The organism is Bacteroides thetaiotaomicron VPI-5482 (assembly GCF_000011065.1).
GTDB lineage: Bacteria > Bacteroidota > Bacteroidia > Bacteroidales > Bacteroidaceae > Bacteroides > Bacteroides thetaiotaomicron.
Genome location: NC_004663.1, coordinates 1676855 through 1703372 on the forward strand (window position 1 = coordinate 1676855; position 26518 = coordinate 1703372).

Consider the following 26518-nt stretch of genomic DNA (forward strand, 5'->3'; position numbering starts at 1 on the left):
TTTATTTATTTAAAGTTAGTTCTTGAAATAATTCTACCCATTGAGCAACAATATTCTCCACTGCAAAACGCTTACTATTTTTAATAGCCGCCTTTGCCATTTCTTCACGTTTTACATCATTTTTCATTAGGGTGAGCAATTGTATAGCAAACTCATCAACATTATTATTTTGAATAATAATCCCATCCTCATGATTTGTTATTATCTGGTACACAGCTTTATAAGAATCCATAACCAAGGGAACAGTTCCCATCTGTTGCGCCTCCGTCAATGTAATCATCCATCCATCAATTGCTGAGTTACTGATAAAAAGAGAAGCCTTCTCATATTCCTCTTTAGGTTCTGTATTTCCAACAAAAACAACTCTTTTCAGATTATATCGACAAACGAGTCTTCTCAGATATTCCTCTTCTGGACCATCTCCTATTATACGAAGTTCCCAATCTCCAACTTGTTCTTCTATCAATTTCCAAATTTCAAGTGACATATCAATTCTCTTATAATTCCATAGGCGTGAAACGATAAGAACTCTCTTCTGCTTGTTTTGAAGTCTACTAATAGGAAGAAATTCTTTATATGACAATGGATTATTAATAGCTAACAATTTCGAAGCATCTATTATATTAAATTCATTTACAAAATCATCAATATAATTATTTGATAAAAGAATATACTTATCTGCATTTATATAATTTCTTTTCCACAACTTCGACACTCTCAAATATGATAAATGATACCACAACGGAAATAATAATAATTTTATTGAGTATCTGAAAGGCTCTTGCTTGATATCATATCGTAACAAACGCTTAAAAGCAAACTTTTTATCTTTTCTAGCATAAAAAGGTGTACTATGATACTCTATTATATATTTACATTTTAAATCTGCTTTAGCCTTATTTATAATACCAACGCAATAAGTGGGTCGCATGTTTACAATAATATCAATATCTTTATTAATCAAAAATTGACGTAATATTGGAATATATGACTGATCATCTTTCAATATTATATCCAATTCAGTTTGCTTATGCTTGTCAAATTTCTCAGCTGCATGAGAAACCACAAATCCATAATTTTCTTTTAAAGAAGAAGCAAGACATGAAATAACACGACTAATTCCACCTAACAACGGATTAGGTTCTAAATTATCTATAAAAAGAATATTCATAATAATATAAAAATCAGGGTTTTATTCTCAACATTCTTCTTACAAAAAAGTGTAAGAAATTATATAATATATACATAACAATTCCCAATTTTGTATTAACTGTAATACAATTGACTATAATTTTCTTAGCACTAAAGCCTCTTGATTTATAATATTTATTATTTCTAAAATCTGGGATATTTTTTATTATATCTATTTTAGCCATTTCTAGACGCTTCTTTTCAATCGGACGAAAATCATTTAAACATCCCCATATAATAGCATCATAGGTTAAATTAATATATTGATAATCTATCTCTTCTTTATATTTTTTATAAAAGCCAAACGCTTTCAAATTTTGAAAAAATAGATTTGCTCCAATAAGACGTTCAAAAAAACGATAATTATTTTTTCTACGTGATGTTGAATCATTATTCAATCTATAATAGTATAAAGGCTCATTAACCTTAACTATTTTATCCGCTAATAAAAAAATTAAAGACATTATAGCAGCGTCTTCCCAAAATATCTGCTCTGGAAACCGAATCTCATTATCACTAAATATAGCTTTTCGATATAAGTTATGACATGGGGAAGGAAGTCTTAAAATGAATTCTTTATTAGCTATTTCTTTTAGCATATTAAAAGTTAACTCTTTGTATTTTATATATTTCTTTATATTATCTTCCCCCCTATATTCATAATAGTCACAATTTACGATATCCGCATCATTCATCAATGCACATGCAAAAAGCTTCTCATATATATCTACGGATACCCAATCATCACTATCCACAAAAGCAATATAATTCGCCCGAGCATATTCAATTCCTCGATTACGAGCGCCACCCTGTCTCATATTCTCGTATAAATCGACAACAACTATTCGTTTGTCCTTAGCTTCATATTCTTTCAATATAGCTAATGAATTATCTGGTGAAGCATCATTAACACAAATAATCTCAATATTCTGAAGCGTTTGAGAGATCAATGAATCTAAACATTGTCTCAGATATTTTTCTACATTATAAACAGGAACAATTACACTCACTAAAGGCAATTCTCTATCCATTATCTTTTGTATATCAAGGTAACAATACGATTAATAAATTTAAAAAAAGTAGAATCAAAAGTTCTAAATAATACTACACTTACAATAAAATAAACACCTACACATAAACATGCTTTCATCATCCATTGCATTATATTATCAACCTCAATGTACATAAAAACATTAATTATCTGATAGGTGATAAATGAAGCTAAAAATATTAATAATAGATATTTCAAACACACAAATATATATCCCTTTATAGAATCCCTAAAACCATATCTAAAAAGAAAATAAGGCTTCCAACAAAATATAATCAACAATAAACTTAAAATTACTCCGCCTATAATCCCATTTAATCCCCAATAATAACCCAATAAAATAGAACAACCTATATTAATACCAGCCTCCAAAGCTGGTGCCCATATATCCTGATACATTCCAAAAGCAGCAATAAAAAGATCATGCACCCTTGTACAAACAATAAAAACATAAATAAGTAGCAATATAAAAGTACTTTGAGGCAGTATATACTTCTCCCCCACCCATAGAGAAACAAAAGAATTAGTTAACATAAATAAACTAAAACAAAGTATAGATGCAAACCAATAACGCACAGCAACCATTTCCCAATAAAAAGACTTTATTTTCGCTTTATTTCCCTCTGCTACCAAATTACCTATTCCCGCAGACATTCCATTAAAACATGAATTAACAAATAATGTAATCCCACCAATTATCAACATATAGTTACCATATATAGCCACCAACGTTAATGAAGCATATGCATATATAATTAAAGGACTTGTTTGACTCAATACAAATGCTGCAATTCGATGAAAAAATAATTGTTTAGTTTTAGTAATGATTTCTGGATACTTCTTTCTCAAAAGTTTCCCTTTTGATGGGTAAGTATTCAACCAAAAATATTCTTTTTTTATAATTACATTGAGAGCACACGCTATAATGAATGAAACCAAAAGCTCTATAACTAACCAATAAACATAACCATGCATAAGCCACATGATTGCGATAATTTGCAATATATATTTCAAAGTTTTACCACCTTGTACACAATATGTTACTTTATATTCTTTTTGATCAGCAATAAGCACAATTTGGCGATAATTGATAAAATAGCCAAATAAAGAACTTACTAATAGTACAATAAAAGAAGCATATGCATACCACATAGGTAACTCCATCTTTTTAAAAATTAAAGGAAAAAAAAAGATTAAAATACAAGCACCCAATATCATAACATAAGCAACTTTACGATAAAGCCATCCCTGCACAGAAACAATTTCATTCACCATTTGTCTGTCTTTTTCAAATAAAGGATGATAAAGAGTATAAGATATTGCAGAACCTATACCTAATTCAGCTATATTTAAAAAACCCAAAATATTAGTAGCTGTTGTATTAAGTCCTAATACCTCAATACCTAAATGGTCGATAAAAACTTTTCTAGAAATGAAAGCTAATACTAAATTAATAATATAAAACAGCAATGCTGTTTGCATATTTTTTAAACTTCTCTTCGTTCGAGTATTTCCGTTCATCAATATCAAAAGATTATTGTTGATTCTCCTTACTACCCTTCAAAATATACCTAATTTTTTTGCCTAATAAATTCCAGCTAATAGTATAACATACAGACAAAAATATAAATAACAAAACATAAATTCTTAATCCGATACTAGAAGCATGTTGAGGTACAACCGCAGGTTCTATCACTGCAAAAACAGGCTTCTCCTCCTGAACTTTTGCTCTGGCTACTTGTAACTGATTGGCAACCTGACTATAAACCTGATAAGCTAAATTCATGTCATTTTGCAATCGCTCCTGTTCCGCACGAACGCTTTGAAGTATGAGGTTGTCATGTGTATCCACATAATCTGCATATTTCTTTTGAGCAACATAATACTCTTGTTGGCGCTCTTTATATAGTTTTTCCAAATAAATACAATCTTCTTCCGCTTTAGAAATGCGATAACCAACGATACATTCTTGCAATTTATGAACTACAGAATCTGCAACAACCGCAGTTACTTTAGGATCTTGCAAAGTAACAGAGACACTTGTTATAGCCGTTTTTTTATCAACAGAAGCAGATATATTCTTTTTCAAAACATTGACTTTTATACCTTCTTCTTTTGTTAGTTCAATAGTACCCGATTTCACTTTATTAAGTGAATTATCATTATCATCACTATTGAACAAAGACTTCACACCACCAATTACCATTCCAGGCAAACCTATAACATAATTCCACCAAGGAGAAGATTGCCTATCCAAATAATCCATTAAAGTTATATCTGTTCTTTCATCCGATAAAGCAACTTTCATATCTAATAATTCCAAAAGAAAAGGAGTGGACGAAACAATGTCAGAGGAAAGGGAAGCATTCAAAGCATCAGAGACCTCACCCGTAGTAGCTGAACTTCCCAAAAAAGATGCTGCAAGTCCCGCTAAACCATTACCACCCTTGGAACTCCCCATTTCTGGAGAAAGGGTAACCTTTACTGTATACTGTTTAGGAATACTTACTGCTACAATCATTCCAATAATAAAACCAACTCCAATGGCTTTGTATAATTTTCTACGAATAGCAATAATCTTGCGAAAGATATCAACCAAATCAATTTCTATCTCATCACTTTCTGTCTTGTGTGGTTCAGAGAGCAAGTTTTTATCCTGTCGTTGTTCTGACATAAAAGTAAATTCTATTATTTCTTTATAAGATTAGCAATAGAAGCAATCATCATTCCCAAAGAACTGAAGGAAGTAGCATAACCTAAAATATTAGCTATGTTCCCTTTCTTCTTAGCCTTACTAGGCACAATAATCTCACACCCCGGCTCAATCTGTTTCTTACCACTTCCCTTAACCTTCGTCACCTGACCATTCATGTAAACAATGAACTTCTTACTCTTCCTTGCATTATCAGAATAACCACCGGCCTGATTCAGGTAATAATCCACATTCTTTCCCTTCATATAAGAAACCGTATTCGGAACCATGACAGCACCATTGATAGTTACAGTATTAGTATTCTTAGGTATAAAGACCACATCACCTTCACGTAGGACAAGGTCGGCACTACCCTTAGGATTAGTCAAAGCCTTCTCCAGATCAATGCCTACCGTAAAGGTATCCTCAACACCAATACCCAAAGAGTCAATCATGGCTTCACCCAATTGCCTGCTCATCAGGCGAATCACATCACCCATACGTTTCTTCTCACCCGCACTTGCCACACGGGTCAATTTCGCACCACGAAGATAGGCAAGACTCGTAGGACCACCCGCTTTATTCACCAGATCGGAAAGACGTTCCTCACGGTTGGTCATGGCATAATTTCCTCCGAAAAGGATTTCACCATCAATGACTACATTCTGTTGCGCCTGATAACCCGGACTGCGACGAACATAAACTTCGTCATAAGGCTGAAGGATAAAACCGGGCTGACCGTCGATGACAAAACCATCCTTTAAAGAGAAGGTATACATCTGACCGATCGTATCATTATCCGCGGTACTACGGGGATTCTTGATTCGTCTCGACACATCAATGCGGACAGTGGAGGCGGCTTCTTTCAAGCCACCGGCCTGGATGATCAGATCCTCAAGTGTCATGTTATCAGCATAGGGATAGGAATCGGGATGCGCGACTTCACCGTGAACTGTGACATTGCCACGATCTTCCAGATCGTGAATGCTCGGAATGTAAAGGATGTCATTCTTCATCAGGGCGAGGTTCGGGGAAGTACCGTTCATGATAGACTTGATGTCTATCTGAACAACTTCACTGGTCAAATCCTCACGCTGGCGATAAAGGACGGCACGATTCAGAAAAGCGTCACCGGTCAGGCCCTGGGCTTCATGGACAAGTTCGCGGATCGTATTCAGTTTACCGCTGAGCTGGTAGATACCGGGACGATAGACAGCGCCACGGATTTCCAGTTTGTTTGTGAAGCGGTTAAGGATGGCTTCGGCTGTTACAACGTCACCGTTACGCATTGTGTAGATGCTGTAGTCCATATCCTTGACCGTGTTGACCTCATATTCCTCACCATTCTGACGGACAACACGCAATGAACGGGTGTAGGCATCGGCTTCAAAGCCGCCGGCATATTTGATTAAAGTGGCAAGGTTCTCGTCTTTCTTCATTTCGAAACGCATAGGGCGTTTTACCTTGCCGCTGATCTTTACCAAGACATCGTAGGCGGGGACGATAACCACGTCACCTTCCTGAAGGCGGATGTCATCCTGTGTGTTGCCTTTCATGATAAATTCATAAACGTCGATGGTGGCGATATTCTTTCCGTTGCGTACCAACTGAACGTTTCGGAGGCTGCCGATATCACTCACACCGCCTGCACGGTAAAGCGCATGGAAGACGGTAGAGAAGGAAGAAAGGGCGTAGGTACCCGGCTGTACGACCTCTCCCATCACATTGATCTGGATAGTACGGATATTACCCAAAGTCAGACGGATGTCGGAAGTAGGGTCGGTAGTATTGTTCAGACCGTTATAGATCTTATTCAGGGCATTCTTCAGATAGTCGTTGGCGGCGGAGACTGTCATACCGCTAAGGTTGACAGGACCGATCTTCTGAATATTGATGGTGCCTTCAGGAGAGATCTGCTGGCGGATCGTGTTCTGGCTGGCACCCCAGATATCGATGATGACTTCATCACCGGGGCCCAGACGGTAATTGGCAGGAGTGGCAAGGTTGACACTAGGCTCGAACGTCAGGTTGCGGGTATTGAAGATGTTGCGCCCGAAAACCTGGTCCTCACGGGCCAAATCTTCCGTAGTCGGATGATCTTCCAGCATGTCGGAAGTATTTTCCTTAGTCTCTTCACGAAGGCGGGACTCGTTGATATCCGTACCCGTGGATTGGGAAGTGTTTACATTGTTCTGCTGCTCATAGAGCTGCTTCACACGCATAGCCTGTTCCTTGGTCACACCTTTACGCGCAAGCTCGGAAGCAAGCTGCTTCTGTTCCTTGCCTTGCCGGATGCCGTCCTTTACATATTCCAGTACCTGTGAGTCACTCATGGACTGGGCCATAAGCGAGCCACTTCCCAGCATAGAACAAAAAAGTAGAATGCTAAAAAGTCGTTGTATTTTCATTGACAAATAAAAAAGTTAGTTGGTTTCACACAGTTCCTGCATACCATGACAGACCGCAGACAACTGTTGTTTAAGAAGAGAAGGGGGAAGAACATCAAGAAGGGTCAGAGAACGCTGCAAGACAGACCGTTTTCTATCCTCGTCTTCCGGATTGGCGTACATCGACACATTATATCCCTGAAGGATGGCCAAACACAGGGTAGCATCCTGCTCCGGTGTCTCCCCCCGTTGTGAATATAAATCGTTTATCTTTTCGTGGATTGATTGTTGTAATGCAGAAAGGTCATCGGCGTATACATACCCATTTTTATCACCGATGTGAAGTAAATGATCTGCCAGATGTTGCAGTTCATCAATATTTTCTTGTAGTAAAAAACTCACCATACCCCTTTTATTCACTTAATGCTTGTTTCACTTATATTTAAACCCTTATTTCTCCAGAGGCTCTACACACCCTACTGGTATATCTACAAAAGCACATCCCAACATAGTTAGCCGGACTGCTACTTTCGATTTTCCATTTACTGTAACCAATTCTCCCTGAAGTCCGGATAATGGCCCTTTGATAACCTTAATCTTGGTTCCTGGTGACAAGGGAGTCGTACTCATATTAATCGCCTCGTCCGAATAGTCTAGCATAAATTTAAAGCGGTGCATCTGTTCATCCGGAATGACAGCAGGAGTACTTTCTCCACGCAATACCATATATCGGCTGATAGAGCCCAATGTCAAAACTTCTTTCTGTTCATACATATCGACATGCACAAATATCATCATCGGAAGAAGAACACGCTCGACTACCTTTCGACGATCACTCCATTGATGCACTTCTTGCTGAACAGGAAGGAAGTTTTCAATACCCATTTTAGATAGTCGCTCACTCGTTTTCTTCTCATGAGAAATACGTACTAAAGCCACCAACCAACGTTTAGGGTGCGCTACGCTCCTGCCAGTCACATCTGCCGGCAGAACTTCTTGAATGTCTTTTTTACTAAAAATCATCTATTTACCCCACACTTATTCGTTATTCTTTAACAAACAGAAACGAATAACGGTGCAAAGATGACCATATTTACCAATATACGCAAATAAAAAACAATAATATTTTCGTTAAACGACCATAATTAGAGGGAAAAATCTGTTTGTTTCATTTTCAACACCTATTTATTATACCATTTACGAACAATGAAATATTCAATATTTTCATTGCCCAGCCCTTAAAAAAGAATTAAAAGCTCCACCTCAATCAGAAGATTTTACCATAAAAAGAAAAAAAATAACTATTCTGAGAAAAAAAATAAAGAAAGGATGCAGTATTCTATAAACTGCTGCATTTAACTTATAAACGGGAGAAAAAAAGAATCAAACCTATATATCATATTAAGACCTGAAACCTGAACTTGACAAGTGGGGAGAAATTAGAGAGAGAGAGTATTTTACAAACGTCCCCAAAAACGAGAACCCCTGCCGACTGTAGAAGCCGGCAGGGGTTTATTTTTACTACTAAGGAGTCCGAAAAGAAAGTAAGACGTTATTCTTTCCAAGCACCTCCGCTTATTTACAATATTTTTTTATAAGTTCATCCACATTCGGATCACCCAGTTCCTTCGCTTTATTGAAGTTTCCGCAAGCTTCGTCCGTCTTCTTCAACTGTATCTGACAAAGGCCCAACAACCGGTATGCTTCCCCATATTTCGGCTCGTCTTTCAGAATTTCATTCAGTATCTTCATGGATTCTTCGTAACGTCCTACACGCAGATTAACCACTGCATGTTCTGCCCGATAAGTCAAATCTTTGGGGCTCAATTCAACCGCTTTCACGATATCATCCAATGCACGCTGATATTGACGGGCTTTCAGCGCAGCCTGCTCACGATAATAATAGAAAAGGTCATTGACCTGTCCGTTCACAGCCTTATAATAAGCATCATAATCGAGCATTGCATTTCTTGCCTGATCGTTGTTCATATATATCTGTGCACGTTCCAGCAGATAAGGAGCAAAATTTGCCGTGACAGGCTGCGGACAACGAGCAATGCAACTGTCCATCAATGCCAACACTTCTTTGGCATCTGCCTTCAGCAATTCTTTCGTCTTGGCGGCACTAAAGAATGAGGCTGCTGAAGCCAGATTGCTGGCATTCACCTTCTCATAAGCGGCCAAAGCGCCTGCATAGTCCTGCTGTGCAAAAAGTATATCTCCTTCCAACTGCGTATAAACGGGCAAAGGATCGATAGCCATCGCCTGACGGAGATTTTTCAAAGCCGTATCATACGTCCAGTCTTTATAAGTCGTTTCCGGTTTTGAAAGCTGATAACCGTATATCAGCTTGGCGATATTATAATACACATCATCCTTTTTAGCCGCCACCTTCAAGGCTTGATTAAAGTCGGCTACAGCCTTGTCAAAATAAGACTGGTCATCCTTACCTTTTGCTACGTAATAGTTGGCACGGCGGATATATCCATCGGTACTGCTGGGGAACTGGCGAATGAAATCGTCCAGCAATTTCTCATATTCATCAGCCGACATCTGCGTGGAAGCCATAAACAGATACACCAATGCCTGATCCTCCGCTTCGGGCAATCCTTTCCGGATACCGATATTCTTCAGAGCAACGTCTCCCAAAGACAGAGCACTAATCTTCTGCGACATTGCAAAAGCTGCCCCTGCCGCATAACAAGTCGTTACCGTATCCACACCGGAGGACTTCTGTGAAATACCGAACACCTGGCCTTCCGCATTCATCACCGGACAACTCACCATCTTGTCTTTCATCTGCATACTCAAGGTATAGTAATGGTATTCTCCGGCAATCTTCGATACATCCTTCACTTTACCCGAAACGCAGGCAATGCTCTTCTGCGTAGAATAAGGAAGCATCCATGCGTCAGCGCCTGCAGCCGGAGCAGTAGTCGCCACTACCAGTGACGGCACTTTCTTCTCGGTGATGGCCACACGAAACTTGATCACATCGTACATATCATCTGCTCCCAAAATCAGGCTGACCGGCATTTGCTTGCCTTCGGCTGTGACAATCACCGCACGCTCAGCCCCTTTGAAAAGACTGTAGTCAGAAAGAGCCAGTCCGTCTTCGGATACGAAAAATCCGTTTCCGGTATTCAGCATCTTGTCATTCTTATCATAAGTTATTACTGAGAAAACAGCACGTTTCGCCTTCTCCACCCATTTCGGGGTTTGCGCCAGACCGCTCTGCACCAAGAGGAAAAGCGCTAAAGGTAAGATTAAAAGTTTCTTCATATCAGTCGTTGTTTCTTTGTTTCACAGCTTCATAAATCAAAATACCGGCAGCTACGGAAACATTCAGAGATTCGATGGTTCCCAGCATCGGTATCTTCACCCATTCGTCACAGAGAGCCAGATGATCATATGATACACCGGTGTCCTCCGCTCCCATGATGATACACATCGGTCCCGTATAATCGGCTTTCGTATAGTCATAATCTCCTTTCTCGGTAGCGGCAACGATACGGAAACCGCTGTCCTTGAGATACTGCAAAGTCGCACGCAGATTCTGTTCGCGGCAGACAGGCAATGTATGCAACGCACCTGCGGAAGTCTTCATGGCATCGGCATTCACCGATACGCTGCCACGCGCAGGAATAATCACCGCATCCACCGCGGCACATTCGCAGGTACGGGCTATCGCACCAAAGTTACGCACATCCGTTATGCCATCCAGCATCACAAAAAACGGATTCTTGCCTTGCTCGAATAAGAAAGGAACGAGGTCTTCCGTCTTCTGATAGGTCACAGAGGAAATGAAGGCAACCACACCCTGATGATTCTTCCGTGTGATGCGGTTGATACGTTCCACCGGCACACGCTGAACAGGAATCAGCAATCCTTTCAATGCTGCGAAAAGCTCTTTGGAAAGATCACTTTGAATGTCTTTCTTAACGAGAATCTTATCAATCTCTTTTCCAGCCTGAATGGCCTCTATGACGGCACGGACGCCGAAAATCATTTCACTTTTATCGGTCATTGTAATTTTGAATTATAAATTTTGAATTATGGATTATGAAGTACGGGCCAACAGGGCCTTCGCATTGCTGAGGGCAGCCTCGGTCAATGTGGCTCCGCTCAGCATGTGAGCGATCTCCTCTACCCGTTCTTCATCGGTGAGACGGCGGATATGGCTGTTCGTTTCCGTATCGCTGTCCTTCTTATATACTTTATAATGAGCGCGCCCGCGAGCTGCGATCTGAGGCAGATGTGTGATACTGATCACCTGACGGTTGCAGTCACCCATTTCCTGCATCATATCCGCCATACGGTCGGCTATTTCACCGGAAACTCCGGTATCGATCTCATCAAATACAATCGTAGGCAGTTTCACCGCACCGGCGATCATCGCTTTGATAGAAAGCATCACACGCGCAATTTCACCTCCAGAAGCAACGGAAGATATGCTTTGCAACGTTCCGTTCTTGTTGGCGGAGAACAGGAAGTTGACAGTATCCTCCCCCTGTATGCCCGGTTCTTTCTTCAATCCCATTTCCACTTGGAAGCGGACGTTGGGCATACCCAGCGGGACCAGCCGTTCAGCCAGTTGTTTCTCCACTTCACGGGCGGCTGCCGCACGGGCTTTTGTCAGCACGGTGGCTTGCTTCTTCACCCGTTCATACTGGGCTTCCTTGCGGGCAGTCAGTTCGGCTATGCGATCATCATAAGAGGTGATCTCGGACAACTTACTGCGATATTGGTCTGCCAAGGCCATCAATTCTTCAAGTGTCTGTACCCGATGCTTCTGTTGCAGGGAGTAAATCAGATTCAGACGATCGTTCACTTCGTCCAGACGGGTAGGATTAAACTCGATGGATTCTCCCTGCGCTGAGACTTCCTGCGAAATATCTTTCAGTTCGATGTAGGCACTTTCCATGCGGTCGCTCAGTTCTCCGGCAGGCTGATACACCTTTCTCAGATTATTCAGCGTATTCAGATTATCTTTCAGGAAAGAAAGCAGTCCGCCTTCGTCCGAGAAAAAAGACTGTTCGATGCGGTAAAGCCCCGCTTTGATCTCCTCGGCATGACTCAGAGTTTCCGCCTCCTGCTCCAGTTCGCTCTGCTCCCCTTCCACCAGATGAGCTTCCTCCAGTTGTTCCAGCTGGAAACGAAGATAGTCCTCATCCGTCCGGCTTTGCTCGGCAAGTGCCGTCAGCTCGGACAATTCACGGTCGAGCAGCTTCCATTCATTATACAGTAAATGATACTTCTCCAGCGCATCATCGTTATGAGCCAGAATATCGAGTACATTCAGTTGGAAACCTTCTTTATTGAGCAAAAGATTCTGATGCTGCGAATGTACATCGATCAGTTGTTCGCCCAATTCCTTCACCTGTGCCAGCGAAGCAGGCGTATCATTAATGAATGCGCGGCTTTTGCCGGACGCCTGCACTTCGCGCCGCAGGATACATTCCTCGTCGTCGTATTCCAGTTCGTTCTCTTCAAAAAACGGGCGCATACCGTAAGCCGAGATATCAAAACGTGCTTCGATAATACATTTAGAAGCTCCACGACGAATCGCTTTCACATCGGCACGCTGTCCGAGCAGCAGACCGATGGCTCCCAGAATAATCGATTTTCCGGCCCCCGTCTCGCCTGTGATGACCGAGAAGCCTGTTTCAAAACCGATATCCAGTTTTTCTATCAATGCGTAATTCTGAATATAAAGTGAACGTAACACCTTCTGTAAATTAAAAATTAAACCTAAAAAATAAAGATCAGTGAGTCAAAACGGCAACCAGATGGTTGATGATGTCTTGCGCTACTTCCTGTTTGGGCTTCAGAGGATAATCCTCGCGACCTTTGCGATCAATAATGCTAATCTTGTTTGTATCGTGACGGAAGCCGGCTCCCGCATCATTCAGAGAGTTGAGGACGATAAAGTCAAAGTTTTTACGTTCGAGCTTTCCTTCGGCATTCTGCTGTTCGTTATTTGTTTCGAGGGCAAACCCCACTAACAGTTGATTGTCTTCTTTGATCTTTCCCAGACTTGCAGCAATGTCCTGCGTAGCCTGAAGATGCAAGGTCAGTTCTTCTTCCTTCTCCCGTTTGATCTTTTTGCCGGCCACCGTTTCCGGGCGGAAATCGGCGACTGCCGCACAAAGAATCCCCACGTCGGAAGTCGGGAAACAGGTTTGCGCTGCCTCATACATTTCCTGAGCAGATTCCACATCTATCCGGTGGATACGCGAATGCTGCGTTTTCAGTTGCACCGGTCCGGTGATCAATGTCACCTCTGCCCCACGACGGGCACATTCTTCCGCCAAAGCAAATCCCATCTTACCGGAAGAATAATTGCCGATAAAACGGACCGGATCGATCTTTTCGTAAGTCGGTCCGGCAGTTATCATAATTTTCCTTCCCTGAAGTTCGGCACTCGCAGAGAAAAACTCGTCCAGCACTCGGATAATGTTTTCCGGTTCTTCCATACGCCCTTTACCGACCAGATGGCTGGCAAGTTCACCCGTTGCGGGCTCAATGATGCGGTTGCCATAGGAACGCAATATATCCAGATTCTTCTGTGTAGAAGGATGTGCATACATATCGAGGTCCATAGCCGGTGCAATGAATACCGGAGCTTTGGCCGAAAGATAAGTGGTTATCAGCATATTGTCTGCTATCCCGTTCGCCATCTTTCCGATGGTGGAGGCGGTAGCGGGTGCGATCAGCATGGCATCCGCCCACAGACCCAAGTCCACATGGCTGTTCCACGTACCGTCCCGTTGGGCAAAAAACTCGCTGATGACCGGCTTACTGGTCAAAGCCGAAAGAGTGATGGGAGTAATAAATTCTTTTCCCGCCGGAGTAATGACCACCTGCACTTCCGCTCCCTGCTTTATCAGTCCGCGGATAATGTAACAAGCCTTATAAGCAGCGATGCTACCGGTTATTCCAAGAATTATCTTTTTTCCTTTTAGCATTATTTTGTAATCAAATTACTCATTTCACGCAGACGGATTTTAGTCAGCACCGCCTTGGTATTCAACGTGAAATCACTGTTTAAAATCCAGCTGTAGTATCCGGGGTCTTTCTTCAGTACCTCGGCTACAGACATTCCTTTATATTTTCCGAAATTAAATACTTCCACACCATTGTCGTCATACACCATCCGGCCGGCAAAGTCCACATTCTTAGTGAAACTTGAATATTCTGCCAGGAAGGCGATGTCGTTCTGAAGATCCGGATAGCGGTCGAGCTGTGCTTTCAGCACCTCATAAGTGGCACGTGTATCGGCCTCGGCCGTATGGGCGTCTTCCAGACTCTTTTCGCAATAGAACTTATAGGCAGCCGAAAGGGTACGTTGCTCCATCTTGTGGAAAATCACCTGTACATCGACAAACTTGCGCTTCGTCATATCGATATCTACACCGGCACGAAGAAATTCCTCTGCCAATACCGGAATATCGAAGCGATTAGAGTTGAATCCTGCCAAATCGCAGCCTTCAATGTCACGGGCCACATTCTTTGCCACCTCCTTGAAAGTCGGACAGTCCGCTACATCGGCATCATAAATGCCATGTACGGCAGAAGAAGCTTCAGGAATATGCATTTCGGGATTGATACGCATTGTTTTCGTTTCCTCATTCCCGTTAGGATATACTTTCAGATAGCAAATTTCAACGATCCGGTCTGTGTTGATATTGGTTCCCGTTGTCTCCAGATCGAAGAACACAATCGGGTTTTTCAAATTTAATTTCATTTCTTTCTTTAATGGATAATGGATAATGGAGAATTGATAATGGATAGGAAACATAAAAAATGGATAACTCCTGACCACTGACAGCGCAGCTCATTATCCATTATCCATTCTCAATTATCCATTAAATAATTAATTAATCGTTCAGCATCATCGGCATCAGCAGCATCAGCAAGTCTTCATTTTCTTCCTGTTCTACCGGCACAATGACTCCGGCACGCGACGGGTCGGCAAGCTCGATTACCACTTCATCGGCCGAAATATTGTTCAGGATATCGATGAGGAAAGTAGACTTGAATCCGATGCTCATAGCGGCACCCGAATATTGGCAAACTTGTGTTTCTTCGGCAGAAGTGGAGAAATCGATGTCCTGTGCGGAAATCACAATCTGATTCTCCTGCATACGCAGTTTGATCAAACTGCTTGCCTGCGAAGAGAAGATAGACACGCGGCGCAAAGCTCCGATCAGTTGCTGACGGTCTACAGTCACTTTATGAGGGTTGTTCTGCGGAATTACCGAGTTGTAGTTCGGATAGCGTCCTTCGATCAGACGGCAGACCATGCGGTAGCTTTCCAGCATAAACACAGCGTTGCGTTCGTCAAATTCGATGGTTACTGTTCCCTGTTCTTTCGGAAGCAGGTTTTTCAGCAATGTAGCGGGCTTCTTCGGAAGGATGAACGCGGCACGTTCGTTTCCTTTGGCAGCCAGCGTTTTGCAACGTACCAGCTTATGACCGTCCGATGCCACCATCGTGATGTCTTCTGTTGTAATATCGAAATATATACCGTTCATTACCGGACGGAGTTCGTCGTCGGCAGTTGCGAATACCGAACGGTTGATGCCACCCAGCAGTACACCTGCTTCCATCTCCACGCGGACTGCATTTTCGCCCAGCACAGCCGACTGCGGAAATTCGTCAGCATTCTGTCCCATCAGACTATATTTTCCGTTCTGATACTGCACGGTGATTTCATAATTGTCCGTGTTGACGTAAAATGTCAACGGTTGTTCCGGAATTTCTTTCAGTGCATCAAGCAATGTTTTCGCTACTACGGCAAAACGCCCGTTTGTATCGCTTTCATTTACCTCAACGGTTGTCACCATGGTCGTTTCACTGTCAGAAACAGTCACAGACAATGTTCCGTCTTCCAATTCGAAGAGAAAACAATCGAGAATAGGCAGCGCATTCTTTGAGTTAATTACACGACTGATAGCCTGTAAATGGCTGGAAAGAGCAGTACTTGAAACGATAAATTTCATATATTTTCGAGTATTTAAGTTTTGAATTATATATCGCACAAAGTTACGAAAAAAGATTCGTGCTGCCCAAGAAAACGAAAGAAAAAACAAGCATTGTGTGAGGGATATTCCTAAAAAATTGTAACTTCGCCGCAGAATTTAAAATTATCGCAATGGAATTTACAGGAAAAATCATCGCTATCCTCCCTCCGAGAGGTGGAGTCTCAAAGACTAGCGGCAACGAGTGGAAATCACAAGAGTTCGTAATCGAAAACCATGACCAATATCCGCGCAAAATGTGTTTCGACGTATTTGGCGCCGACAAAATCGAACAGTTCAACATTCAGATGGGCGAAGAACTGACCGTATCATTCGACGTTGACGCCCGTCAATGGAACGACCGTTGGTTCAACAGTATCCGTGCATGGAAAGTTGAACGTGTAGGCGCAGGTGCTCCTATGACTCCGGGTGCCCCCGTTCCTCCCCCGGCTCCGTCTGCTACTCCGGATTTCACTATGGGTGACGCAAAAGACGACCTGCCGTTCTAAGAATTAAAAACAATCTGCATAAAAAACTCCCGATGGAACTATTTCTGTCGGGAGTTTTTTATGACTGTCCCCTGCAGTAACCAGACACCGGGCTGAAGTGAATTCACCTCGGGGCCAATGCGGATTCAGCAGCGAGGCGAAAAGGACTGAGCAGCGAGGCGAAAGGAATTGAGCAGCGAGACGAAGGAGATTGGACAGCGAGACGGAAAAGCCCCCATGAAGGTATGCCAAAAGTCAATAGTAACTAAACTCTCCTCCTTCAGGAAGGAGGAGTACCCGTAGGGGGAGGTGGTAGGTGAATACATAATCCTGTCATTTACAAAGAAATAGGAACAAACATTATTTCTCCTACCACCTCGGTCTTCGACCACTCCTCCTTCCCGAAGGAGGAGAATAGAGATAGAATCGACTTTTTAGTCACCCCCATTCGAGATGGAATCGATTTTTTAGCCCCCACTTTAGTTCTTTTGACACCCCTTCATGAATTCTCTCAAAGGCATCTTACGGAATGGAATAAAAAGTGAATCAGCGGCGGCAAAATTCTCTATTTTTTTTCTTATTAATTCTATTTCTTTAGAATAGAATTATATACTCTTCTCTACTCTACTGGTTTCCATTCGGTTTTCGCGCCCTGCCAGAAGGCGTTTCAGAGCTTTTAGTTTCACAAATTAAGAGTTGTTTTTCCCCTCTATTTTTCGCCTGTTTTTTTCATCGAATTCTATTCGGATTTATACTTCAAAACAATGTTGGGATAAACCACCCCGTCCGCACAAGTAAACTGCGCAAAAAGAATGAAATTACGGAAAAATTCGGAGTTGCGGAGAAAGAATTCCGGCACATAATGAACCTGATGTCCGGACTGTTCGAGTACGTGTCCAAAGTCCGCCATCAACATGAAATGATACGAATCGGACAATCCGTCCGTCCCCGCCCGATAAGCCAAAGCGCCGTCAAGCACTTCGTCATTATCCAGCTGGCGGATATATCGTGACAAACTATCTTCATCGGGGGCAAGCAGTAAACGTCCGCCATAAAATGTAGCGAAAACATGCAAGGACGGCTCTACAAAACTGGTTAGTTGCGTAAACAACGTTGTTTGAGGCAACCTGTACACAGGGTATGCTTTAGAGGGAGTATAACAAAAAGTTATACGTGAATTCCGGCCTGTTCCTTCCTCTGCCGGAGCCGTATTTACCAAAGAGCGCAACATCCTTTCCGCCTCAGCCACATCCATCACCGAGAGACTTAAAACAGCCGCAGGCCCCATCAGAGAGTCTTCCCGCTGGAAAAGACAAGCCACCAAATCCTGCCCCGTATTCTCTGCCAGATAACGTGACAATTCCCGATCCCGATTCAGCACTTCACTCGTTCTGCCTGCCGTCGCATATTCCTGCGTACCGCCATAGGAAAGCAGGGATGCCCAGTCCGTAATGCCCTGTTTACTGAAATAAAAAGCAGTGGAAGGCAGTGTCTCGCCCGGAAATCCTTTGACAGATTCCTGCTGGCGGATTACATTTATAAAGTTAAAACAAGTATCTACATAATGGCTGACTCCGGAGAAATAAATGAAATCATCCTTCAGCTTCATATCAAACTCCGTCCATCCCATCATTCCTGCCAGACGAGTGTAGACGGTAGCAACAGTCGGACTTTTCTTCGGCGCCCGCACTTCTTTAAAAGCAGAGTCGGCAGCCAGCGACTTGCCGGTTTTGCGGATATCTATCACCTCCTCTATCAGCTTTTTCTGACAACTGAGCACCAGAAAGTCTTCCGTCAGATAGCAGGCGAGAAAATCACCGTCCGCCATCGGATAGATAATGATATCTTCACCCTTATAATCGAATGTTTTCGGAGGATAGCCCGACGAAACATATTTCTGCACAAAACGGTCGATCAGCGCACGGTCTCCATTCCCCAACCGGCAGTAAAGCACCTGATTACGATCATTGTCCGGCTCATGGAAACTGATCAGCATCTGATTCATTTGCCTGCTCAGACCGTGAGGAGCATCTTCGAGAAGAGAATAAAGATATTGTTTCAGATAAGAAAAGAGTTTGGAAACATAAAGATACTGGTGATCCCGACTACAGGTCAGCTCATCCACTTCCATTACAAATTCGGCTACATCTTCCGTCGCAAACACTGCTGAAACAGAGGACGGAACCAAGGTATAGAGATCAAAATCTTTCTGATCTTCGGCAGCCGACAACCTAAAAAAAGAGTACAACGCAAAACCTGAGCACAAAAGTACAACAGAAGAAGTGATCGCTATTTTCACTATCGTACGAAGTTTCATAATATTTGCTGTTTATCGGCTAGGGGCAAAAATAATAATTTCTACAAAGAAAACAAAACTTTTGCTAAAAAAATCACCAATAATCAGAAAATGATTTCCATTCCGTCATATGTAAGGTGAATATTTTCAGGAAGCTCCTTCTCTACCTTCTTGTGCAGCCCCATATCATGACTCATGTGGATGAAGTATGTCTCCTTTGCCCGAATACGTTCTGCCACCTTCAATGCCTCCTCCAGATTCTGGTGAGTAGGATGAGGAGCGATACGAAGCGCATTCATAATCAGAACATCTATCCCTTCCAATTGTTCATACGATTCTTCGGGCATGGTCAGCATATCCGTGATATACCCCAGCCTGCCGATACGGTAGCCCAGAATCGGCAGCCGACCATGCATCACCCGCAAAGGCACCACTTCCGTATGGTGGATGGAAAAGGCGTGCCCGACCTCAATTTCCTGCAAGGGAATATCAGGAACACCGGGATAACGGTGATCGACAAAACAATAAGGCATCCGCAAACGCAATGCGCGTGCCACATATTCTTCGGCATAGATAGGAACCGCCCCGAAGCGGCAAAACGGACGCAAATCATCCAGCCCGCCCACGTGGTCATAATGTTCGTGCGTAATGAGCACACCGTCTATCTTCTCAAAAGGAAGGTGTAACACCTGCGCCCGAAAATCGGGCCCGCAGTCTATAAGTATCCGCGCATCTTCCGTCTCAACGATCGCAGACGCACGCAGACGATTATCTTTCGGATCGGCAGAAGTGCAGACCGGACAGGTACATCCAATCTGAGGAACTCCCGTCGATGTTCCGCTTCCAAGTATTCTTACTTTCATTTTCCAACCAAATTTACTTCCGGATGAATGTCTATGCCGAATTTCGCACGAACAGAAGCCCGCACTGCATCCGAAAGCGCAAGGACGTCGCTGCCTTTCGCTCCGCCCCGATTGACGAGCACCAAGGCCTGTTTGTCATGCACTGCCGCCGGACCTAATGCTTTTCCTTTCCAGCCGCACTGATCAATCATCCATCCTGCCGGAATCTTCACTCGTCCGTCATTCAGTTCGTAGAAGGGGATTCGGGGAAATTCCTGCTGCAAGGCTTCCAGTTTTTCGCGCGGAACGATGGGATTCATAAAGAAACTGCCGGCATTTCCCATCACTTTCGGGTCGGGCAATTTGCTTTCACGGATATCGATAATCACTTTCCGGAGGATCGGCAAGGTCAGTTCGGGATATTTTTCGAGCTCCTGACGGATGGTGCCGTAATCTAATGTATACCGTTCTTCCTTACTGAGCCGGAAGCAGACATAGGTCACAAATACGGATTTATTCTCCGGGCGTTTGAAAATGCTGTCGCGATAGGCATAGCCACATTCATCTACAGCATAAACACGCTCCTCACCGTGAATGTTCACTGTTTCGACAGAGGTGATCAGGTCTTTCACTTCCACGCCATAGGCACCGATATTCTGCACGGCACTCGCTCCCACTTCACCGGGAATAAGGGAGAGATTTTCCGTTCCATACCAGCCATGCTCTACGCAATAGCCTACAAAGTCATCCCAGACCACGCCTGCTCCTACCCGTACGGCTACACTCCGTTCGTCCTCTTCCGTCACCTCGATCCCTTCGATGCGGGAATGTAAGACCAGCCCTTCATAGTCTTTGACAAAAAGCAGGTTGCTTCCGCCGCCTATATGCAAAAAAGGTGTCGTAAGGGCACCTTGAGCTATCAATGTCTTCAGTTCTTCTACCGAAGCATATTCCTGAAACCGTTCGGCATAGACATCAATGCCGAACGTATTGTGTGATAAAAGAGAATACATATCTTCCGTTTTTTCGTTGCTAAATACTGGTATCTTCAAACTTATACAGTTGCCATTCGCCTGCTTTCCGCCTAAAATATAGAATATTAGAGAAGCCGTTTCCGATTCCCTTCAAGGCGAGAATCTTTGTCGGCGAGTTATCATCATTCCGCTGTCCGTAATTGATATTCGAAAGGCGGTCTGTAGGCAATGCCGGCTTGAAGGCAAACCACTGGTTCAAATCAAGAGAGGTCTCCAGAATAGAGAAGTCATCGTCCGGATCTGAGGTGACAAAAGCCAGAGGCTCCTGCACACGCCGGCTTTGAAAAAGGCTGTCAGCAGCAAAATGACTGAAAAACTCCACAAAGTCTTCATTTTCATTCCGCTCAACAGGGCGCAGATTGATAGCCTCCAGTATCCATGCCCCTTTGATACGCTCAAAATAATACTTTTTCACCATTCGGGTTTTCACGAATATCCATTCCACCTGAACGGAGGTCAGTGAGGTGTCCCCCACCAAATCCATGTCTTCTTCTTTATCAAACAGGAGCGTATAATAATGCTGTTTGGTAAATAAGTCATCATGCTTCCAGTTGCGTTCTTCGATATTGGTTTTCTCATCTCCCTTGTAATAGGGCAACGGAAACTTGACACGCTGACGCTGCAAGGCATCATCGGAAGCAAAATTATAGATAAAATCGTCGAAAGATTCGTCCGCTTCTGTCGGTTTGGGCTCTTCCGGCAATTCCTCCTGATGGATCGAATCGGCTTTGTGCCGGATAGAATCCACCTCTTGAGTGATAGATGCAAAGGGGTCGATGTTCGTTTTCTTGTTTCCACAGGAACCAAGGATAGTAAGCACCAGAACCCCCGCAATTAGTTTTTTCATTTTTTCAGTTTCTCTCTTAGCTTTTCAAGCATATCCACCGTCATGCTTTCCAGATCGTAAGCCGGCTTCCACCCCCACTCCTCGCGGGCGCAAGTGTCATCCAGACTATCGGGCCAGCTGTCGGCTATGCGCTGCTTCAAAGGATCTACATCATAGATCATCTCGAACGCGGGCACATGCTTCTTGATGGCATGGAAAATCGTCTCAGGGTCGAAACTCATAGAGGCGATATTGAAAGCGTTGCGGTGTATCAGCTTGGTCGGATCTGCTTCCATCAGCATGATTGCTGCGTTCAGCGCGTCCGGCATATACATCATATCCATTAAAGTGCCTTCTTTAATAGGGCACACAAATTTTTCTCCTCTTACTGCCGAATAATAAATATCGACAGCATAATCGGTGGTTCCTCCTCCCGGAGGGGTCACGTTCGAAATGATGCCCGGGAAACGGACAGCACGTGTGTCAACACCGTATTTGTTAAAATAGTAGTCACTCAGCAACTCTGTCGTTACCTTGGTGACTCCATACATAGTACGGGGACGCTGGATAGTATCCTGTGGTGTCTGTGTATGAGGCGTGCTTGCACCGAACGATCCGATAGAACTGGGGGTAAATACCGCACATCCCTGCTCACGCGCCACTTCCAAAACATTCCACAGTCCGTCAATACCAATTTTCCAGGCTAGCTTCGGCTTGGACTCAGCCACCACCGATAGCAGTGCAGCCAAATTATATATGGTATCAATGTGGTATTCCTTCACCACCGATTCAATCATTTCACCATTCGTTACATCGACAACTGCCGACGGTCCCGACTCTTTTAACTCTCCTTTGGGCTCTGCACCCTGGATGTAACCTGCTACTACGTTTGTGTTTCCATAACGCCTGCGTAACTCCATCGTCAACTCGGATCCTATTTGTCCGGTGGCTCCAATAATCAAAATGTGTTTCATTTTTCCTTTTAAATAAAAGTGTTAAGCTAAATAGTGCGCAAAGTAAGCACTTTTTTTTCAGATTTAAATCAAAAAGATATTGTTTATTCCAAGAAAAATCGTGTCCTTTGCACCATTAACTTAATCACTCAAACATTATGTACGGTAAAATGAAAGAACACCTCAGCCAGACACTGGCTGAAATTAAGGAAGCCGGACTTTACAAAGAAGAACGACTGATCGAAAGTGCGCAGCAAGCTGCCATCACTGTAAAAGGAAAAGAAGTGCTGAATTTCTGCGCCAACAACTATCTGGGACTGTCCAATCACCCCCGTCTGATTAAAGCTTCTCAAGAAATGATGGAGCGCCGTGGATTTGGTATGTCATCTGTCCGCTTCATCTGCGGAACGCAAGATATACATAAGGAACTGGAAGCTGCTATCTCGGATTATTTCCAGACAGAAGACACCATTCTGTATGCAGCCTGTTTCGATGCCAACGGAGGTGTGTTCGAACCGCTTTTCAGCGAAGAAGACGCCATCATCTCGGACTCTCTGAACCATGCTTCTATCATCGACGGCGTACGTCTTTGCAAAGCGAAACGCTATCGCTATGCCAACGCGGATATGAAGGATCTGGAAAGATGCTTGCAAGAAGCTCAGGCACAACGTTTCCGTATCGTTGTTACCGACGGCGTATTCTCTATGGACGGAAATGTAGCACCTATGGATCAAATCTGTGACCTGGCCGAGAAATATGATGCACTCGTAATGGTGGATGAATCGCACTCTGCAGGTGTGGTTGGCGCTACGGGCCACGGCGTCAGCGAACTGTACAAGACTTACGGACGCGTAGACATCTATACGGGAACACTGGGCAAGGCTTTCGGAGGCGCATTGGGAGGATTTACCACCGGCCGCAAGGAGATCATCGACTTACTGCGTCAGCGCAGCCGTCCTTATCTGTTCTCCAACTCATTGGCTCCGGGTATCATCGGTGCAAGTCTCGAAGTATTCAAGATGCTGAAAGAAAGCAATGCGCTGCATGACAAGCTGGTAGAGAATGTAAACTATTTCCGTGACCAAATGACAGCTGCCGGATTTGACATCAAACCGACACAAAGTGCCATCTGCGCCGTTATGTTGCATGATGCCAAACTCTCTCAGATTTATGCCGCACGCATGCAGGAAGAAGGCATTTATGTGACGGGATTCTATTATCCGGTCGTTCCGAAAGAACAGGCACGTATCCGTGTACAAATCTCTGCCGGACACGAGAAAGCACACCTCGACAAATGTATCGCTGCTTTTATTAAGGTTGGCAAAGAACTAGGAACCTTGAAATAAGTAATAAGTAATAGGTAATAGGTAATAATCGTAGCTGCCGGTAGCTTTACCCGCATGACTTATTACTTATTACCTATTACTTATTACCTATTATTTATTACCTATTACCTATTTTTCAAGATGGAAGAACTTACGCTCACTACTCCTGCTTTGCTTTTTTCGGCTGTTTCGCTGATTTTGCTGGCTTATACCAATCGTTTTTTATCGTATGCGCAGCTGGTGCGACAGTTGCGGGACCGCTATATGGAAAATCCTACGGATATCACGGTAGCACAAATCGAGAATTTGAGGAAACGGTTGAATCTGACACGCACGATGCAGGGACTGGGGATAGCAAGCCTCTTTTTCTGTGTAGTCAGTATGTTTCTTATTTACATCGGACTGCAGTTGTTATCGGTTTATGTATTCGGACTGGCATTGATACTGTTAATCGCTTCTTTGGGTGTATCCTTCCGCGAAATACAGATTTCTACCCGCTCGCTGGAGATTTATCTGGGAGCTATGGAAAAAGGAAAGATAAAGAAATAGCCCGGCAGGGAAGTTGATAAGTAAGATAAAAAAAGAAGCTGTCTGAATATAAACCCAAACAGCTTCTCTTATATAATTTTCTATTTTTCAGATCATTATCAGCGTTGTCCCAGTTGTGAATCAACAAAGAAAATACCGGTATCACCAGCTTTCTTGATTTTATCCACAATTCCCTGTGCAGTAGCTTCTTCTTCTACCTGTTCGCGGACAAATCCCCACAAGAAATCCTGAGTAGCTTTATCTTTTTCAGCAGCAGCCACATCTACCAGCTTGTCTACCAATGCAGATACATGGCATTCGTGTTTGTAAACGTGTTCAAACACTTCCAGCGGAGTACCCCAGCCATTGGGAACCACATCAATCTTGTCAACTATAGCAGTTCCGCCACGTTTGATGATGTAATCGGCCATTGCATAAGCATGTCCCATTTCTTCCTGAGATTGTTTCTTCATCCAATGTGCAAAGCCACTGAAACCTTCTTTCTCAAAGTAGAAAGACATTGCCAGATACAGGTTAGAAGACCACATTTCAGCAGTGATCTGCTCATTGATTGCTTTCTGTAATTTTTCTGAAATCATAATCGTATATTTTTATTAAGTTGTTAATGTAGTTTTCTTTTGAACTCATTACAAAAATAACAAGATTTCAGTTAAAATTGTTCCAAGCTCCCTGCATTTTTAAACTACATTCACATTTTATTTACACCAGCTCGTCCGAAGTGTATCCTTTCGGCAGTTCACGACAGTTGTATCCGGATGCCATAATCTCACCATAGGCACCTGCGGAACGAAGTGCAATCAGGTCTCCCCGCTTCACTTTGTTCAGGTCAATCGCTTTACCGAAAACGTCTGATGATTCACAGATCGGACCTACTACGTCATAAGCCTCTACAGGTTCTTCTGAAGTGATGTTTTCCATCTTGTGGTAAGCCTGATACAAAGCCGGACGAATCAAGTCTGTCATACCTGCATCGAGGATGGCAAATTTCTTCTTCGTTCCCTGCTTTACATACAGCACTTTCGATATCAGAGAGCCGCACTGTCCTACCACCGCACGTCCCAATTCAAAGTGCAATGTCTGATAAGGACGCAGTTTCAGCTGTCCGGCATAGGTAGCAAAATAGCTTTTGAAGTCCGGAACGGACTGGCGGTTAGGATGACCGTAGTCAATGCCCAGACCACCACCGACATTGATATGCTCTACCAGAATACGGCGGGCTTCGAGCTTGTCCTGCAATTCATTCACCCGGTTACAAAGAGCGATGAAATCGCCCATATCCAATATCTGCGAACCGATATGGAAGTGCAGACCGATGAATTTTACATTCTTCATTTCCAAAGCCACATCGATCACCCTGTCCATGTCCTGCATACTGATACCGAATTTGTTTTCAGCCAGACCGGTGGTGATATTGGCGTGCGTATGCGCCCCGACATCCGGATTGATACGGAAAGCGACATTAGCGATCTTATTTTGAGCGGCAGCCAGTTCGTTGATGACTTCCAGTTCGGGGATAGACTCTACATTGAAACAGAAGATGCCATATTCCAGTCCGAGGTTGATCTCCCAATCCGCTTTCCCGACTCCGGCAAAAACGATTTTATTGGCAGGGAATCCGGCACGGACAGCGGCACGGATTTCTCCGCCACTCACGCAGTCTGCTCCCATTCCGCTTTCACGGATAATGGTAAGTACTTTCGGATTGGCATTCGCCTTCACGGCATAATGTACGGAATAGCTAGGATATTTGGCAACCTCTTGGTTAATAGCCGACAATGTATCACGCAGCACTTTCGTATCATAATAATAGAAAGGTGTCTGCAAAGTACGGAATTTATCGATTGGAAATATTCCTTTCATA

At 43.3% G+C, this 26518-nt stretch carries 23 protein-coding genes; 3 read left to right on the top strand and 20 right to left on the bottom strand.

Features of this window, described 5'->3' with window-relative positions:
• Window position 1: 1 nt before the first annotated feature.
• The 13 genes from BT_RS06845 to dnaN form a co-directional block, all read right to left on the bottom strand.
• Window positions 2-1171, bottom strand: a complete 1170-nt coding sequence (locus BT_RS06845; protein WP_011107731.1) for a glycosyltransferase — start codon at window positions 1169-1171, stop codon at window positions 2-4.
• A gap of 13 nt (window positions 1172-1184) precedes the next feature.
• A complete protein-coding gene (locus BT_RS06850) occupies window positions 1185-2222 on the bottom strand; it encodes a glycosyltransferase family 2 protein (RefSeq protein WP_011107732.1) in 1038 nt (345 codons plus the stop codon).
• A complete protein-coding gene (locus tag BT_RS06855; RefSeq protein ID WP_011107733.1) occupies window positions 2222-3763 on the bottom strand; it encodes a lipopolysaccharide biosynthesis protein in 1542 nt (513 codons plus the stop codon). The genes BT_RS06850 and BT_RS06855 overlap by 1 nt, the downstream gene beginning before the upstream one ends.
• Window positions 3764-3776: 13 nt before the next feature.
• Entirely contained in the window at window positions 3777-4916 is a 1140-nt protein-coding gene (locus BT_RS06860; RefSeq protein WP_011107734.1) for a chain-length determining protein, read from the bottom strand.
• Window positions 4917-4930: 14 nt separating this feature from the next.
• The gene (locus BT_RS06865) at window positions 4931-7342 is read right to left on the bottom strand and encodes an SLBB domain-containing protein (protein WP_162303164.1); all 2412 of its coding nucleotides are present in this window, start codon (window positions 7340-7342) and stop codon (window positions 4931-4933) included.
• 15 nt (window positions 7343-7357) lie between these two features.
• Window positions 7358-7726, bottom strand: coding sequence for a UpxZ family transcription anti-terminator antagonist (locus BT_RS06870; protein ID WP_011107736.1), 369 nt, complete (start codon window positions 7724-7726; stop codon window positions 7358-7360).
• A 45-nt stretch (window positions 7727-7771) separates the two neighbouring features.
• The gene (locus BT_RS06875; RefSeq protein ID WP_008764923.1) at window positions 7772-8344 is read right to left on the bottom strand and encodes a UpxY family transcription antiterminator; all 573 of its coding nucleotides are present in this window, start codon (window positions 8342-8344) and stop codon (window positions 7772-7774) included.
• A 552-nt stretch (window positions 8345-8896) separates the two neighbouring features.
• Window positions 8897-10603 carry a serine protease gene (locus BT_RS06880; protein WP_011107737.1) on the bottom strand — a complete coding sequence of 569 codons (1707 nt, stop codon included), beginning with the start codon at window positions 10601-10603 and terminating at the stop codon, window positions 8897-8899.
• Window position 10604: 1 nt separating this feature from the next.
• On the bottom strand, window positions 10605-11348 hold the full coding sequence (gene rlmB / locus BT_RS06885; RefSeq protein ID WP_008762416.1) for a 23S rRNA (guanosine(2251)-2'-O)-methyltransferase RlmB: 744 nt from the start codon (window positions 11346-11348) through the stop codon (window positions 10605-10607).
• A gap of 33 nt (window positions 11349-11381) precedes the next feature.
• On the bottom strand, window positions 11382-13049 hold the full coding sequence (gene recN / locus BT_RS06890) for a DNA repair protein RecN (protein ID WP_011107738.1): 1668 nt from the start codon (window positions 13047-13049) through the stop codon (window positions 11382-11384).
• A gap of 37 nt (window positions 13050-13086) precedes the next feature.
• Window positions 13087-14289, bottom strand: coding sequence for a bifunctional phosphopantothenoylcysteine decarboxylase/phosphopantothenate--cysteine ligase CoaBC (gene coaBC / locus BT_RS06895; RefSeq protein WP_011107739.1), 1203 nt, complete (start codon window positions 14287-14289; stop codon window positions 13087-13089).
• Window positions 14289-15068 (bottom strand): 3'-5' exonuclease, encoded by a 780-nt coding sequence (locus tag BT_RS06900; RefSeq protein WP_008762413.1) that lies wholly within the window; start codon window positions 15066-15068, stop codon window positions 14289-14291. Before BT_RS06900 ends, coaBC begins: the two co-directional genes overlap by 1 nt.
• A gap of 133 nt (window positions 15069-15201) precedes the next feature.
• Window positions 15202-16326: a DNA polymerase III subunit beta gene (gene dnaN, locus BT_RS06905; protein ID WP_008762412.1), complete on the bottom strand. Its 1125-nt coding sequence runs from the start codon at window positions 16324-16326 to the stop codon at window positions 15202-15204.
• Window positions 16327-16478: 152 nt separating this feature from the next.
• Between dnaN and BT_RS06910 the strand changes: the two genes are divergently transcribed.
• Window positions 16479-16853 carry a DUF3127 domain-containing protein gene (locus BT_RS06910; protein ID WP_008762411.1) on the top strand — a complete coding sequence of 125 codons (375 nt, stop codon included), beginning with the start codon at window positions 16479-16481 and terminating at the stop codon, window positions 16851-16853.
• A 718-nt stretch (window positions 16854-17571) separates the two neighbouring features.
• On the opposite strand, the gene BT_RS06915 is transcribed toward BT_RS06910, so the two are convergent.
• The 5 genes from BT_RS06915 to BT_RS06935 form a co-directional block, all read right to left on the bottom strand.
• Window positions 17572-19149 carry a DUF3352 domain-containing protein gene (locus BT_RS06915; RefSeq protein WP_011107741.1) on the bottom strand — a complete coding sequence of 526 codons (1578 nt, stop codon included), beginning with the start codon at window positions 19147-19149 and terminating at the stop codon, window positions 17572-17574.
• Window positions 19150-19232: 83 nt separating this feature from the next.
• Window positions 19233-19991 carry an MBL fold metallo-hydrolase gene (locus BT_RS06920; protein WP_011107742.1) on the bottom strand — a complete coding sequence of 253 codons (759 nt, stop codon included), beginning with the start codon at window positions 19989-19991 and terminating at the stop codon, window positions 19233-19235.
• Window positions 19988-20983: a UDP-N-acetylmuramate dehydrogenase gene (gene murB / locus BT_RS06925; protein WP_008764915.1), complete on the bottom strand. Its 996-nt coding sequence runs from the start codon at window positions 20981-20983 to the stop codon at window positions 19988-19990. The genes BT_RS06920 and murB overlap by 4 nt, the downstream gene beginning before the upstream one ends.
• 19 nt (window positions 20984-21002) lie before the next feature.
• A complete protein-coding gene (locus tag BT_RS06930) occupies window positions 21003-21851 on the bottom strand; it encodes a DUF4348 domain-containing protein (protein WP_008762407.1) in 849 nt (282 codons plus the stop codon).
• Complete coding sequence (locus tag BT_RS06935) at window positions 21848-22804, bottom strand: NAD-dependent epimerase/dehydratase family protein (protein ID WP_008762406.1); 957 nt, start codon at window positions 22802-22804, stop codon at window positions 21848-21850. Before BT_RS06935 ends, BT_RS06930 begins: the two co-directional genes overlap by 4 nt.
• A gap of 137 nt (window positions 22805-22941) precedes the next feature.
• On the opposite strand from BT_RS06935, the gene kbl reads away from it, so the two are divergent.
• Both kbl and BT_RS06945 read left to right on the top strand, forming a co-directional pair.
• A complete protein-coding gene (gene kbl, locus BT_RS06940; RefSeq protein WP_011107743.1) occupies window positions 22942-24129 on the top strand; it encodes a glycine C-acetyltransferase in 1188 nt (395 codons plus the stop codon).
• A 120-nt stretch (window positions 24130-24249) separates the two neighbouring features.
• Complete coding sequence (locus BT_RS06945) at window positions 24250-24657, top strand: DUF2721 domain-containing protein (protein ID WP_008762404.1); 408 nt, start codon at window positions 24250-24252, stop codon at window positions 24655-24657.
• A 98-nt stretch (window positions 24658-24755) separates the two neighbouring features.
• Here BT_RS06945 and BT_RS06950 read toward each other — a convergent pair whose 3' ends face one another.
• Window positions 24756-25235 (bottom strand): ferritin, encoded by a 480-nt coding sequence (locus BT_RS06950; RefSeq protein WP_008762403.1) that lies wholly within the window; start codon window positions 25233-25235, stop codon window positions 24756-24758.
• A gap of 121 nt (window positions 25236-25356) precedes the next feature.
• Window positions 25357-26517 carry a diaminopimelate decarboxylase gene (gene lysA, locus BT_RS06955; protein WP_008762402.1) on the bottom strand — a complete coding sequence of 387 codons (1161 nt, stop codon included), beginning with the start codon at window positions 26515-26517 and terminating at the stop codon, window positions 25357-25359.
• Window position 26518 lies beyond the last annotated feature (1 nt).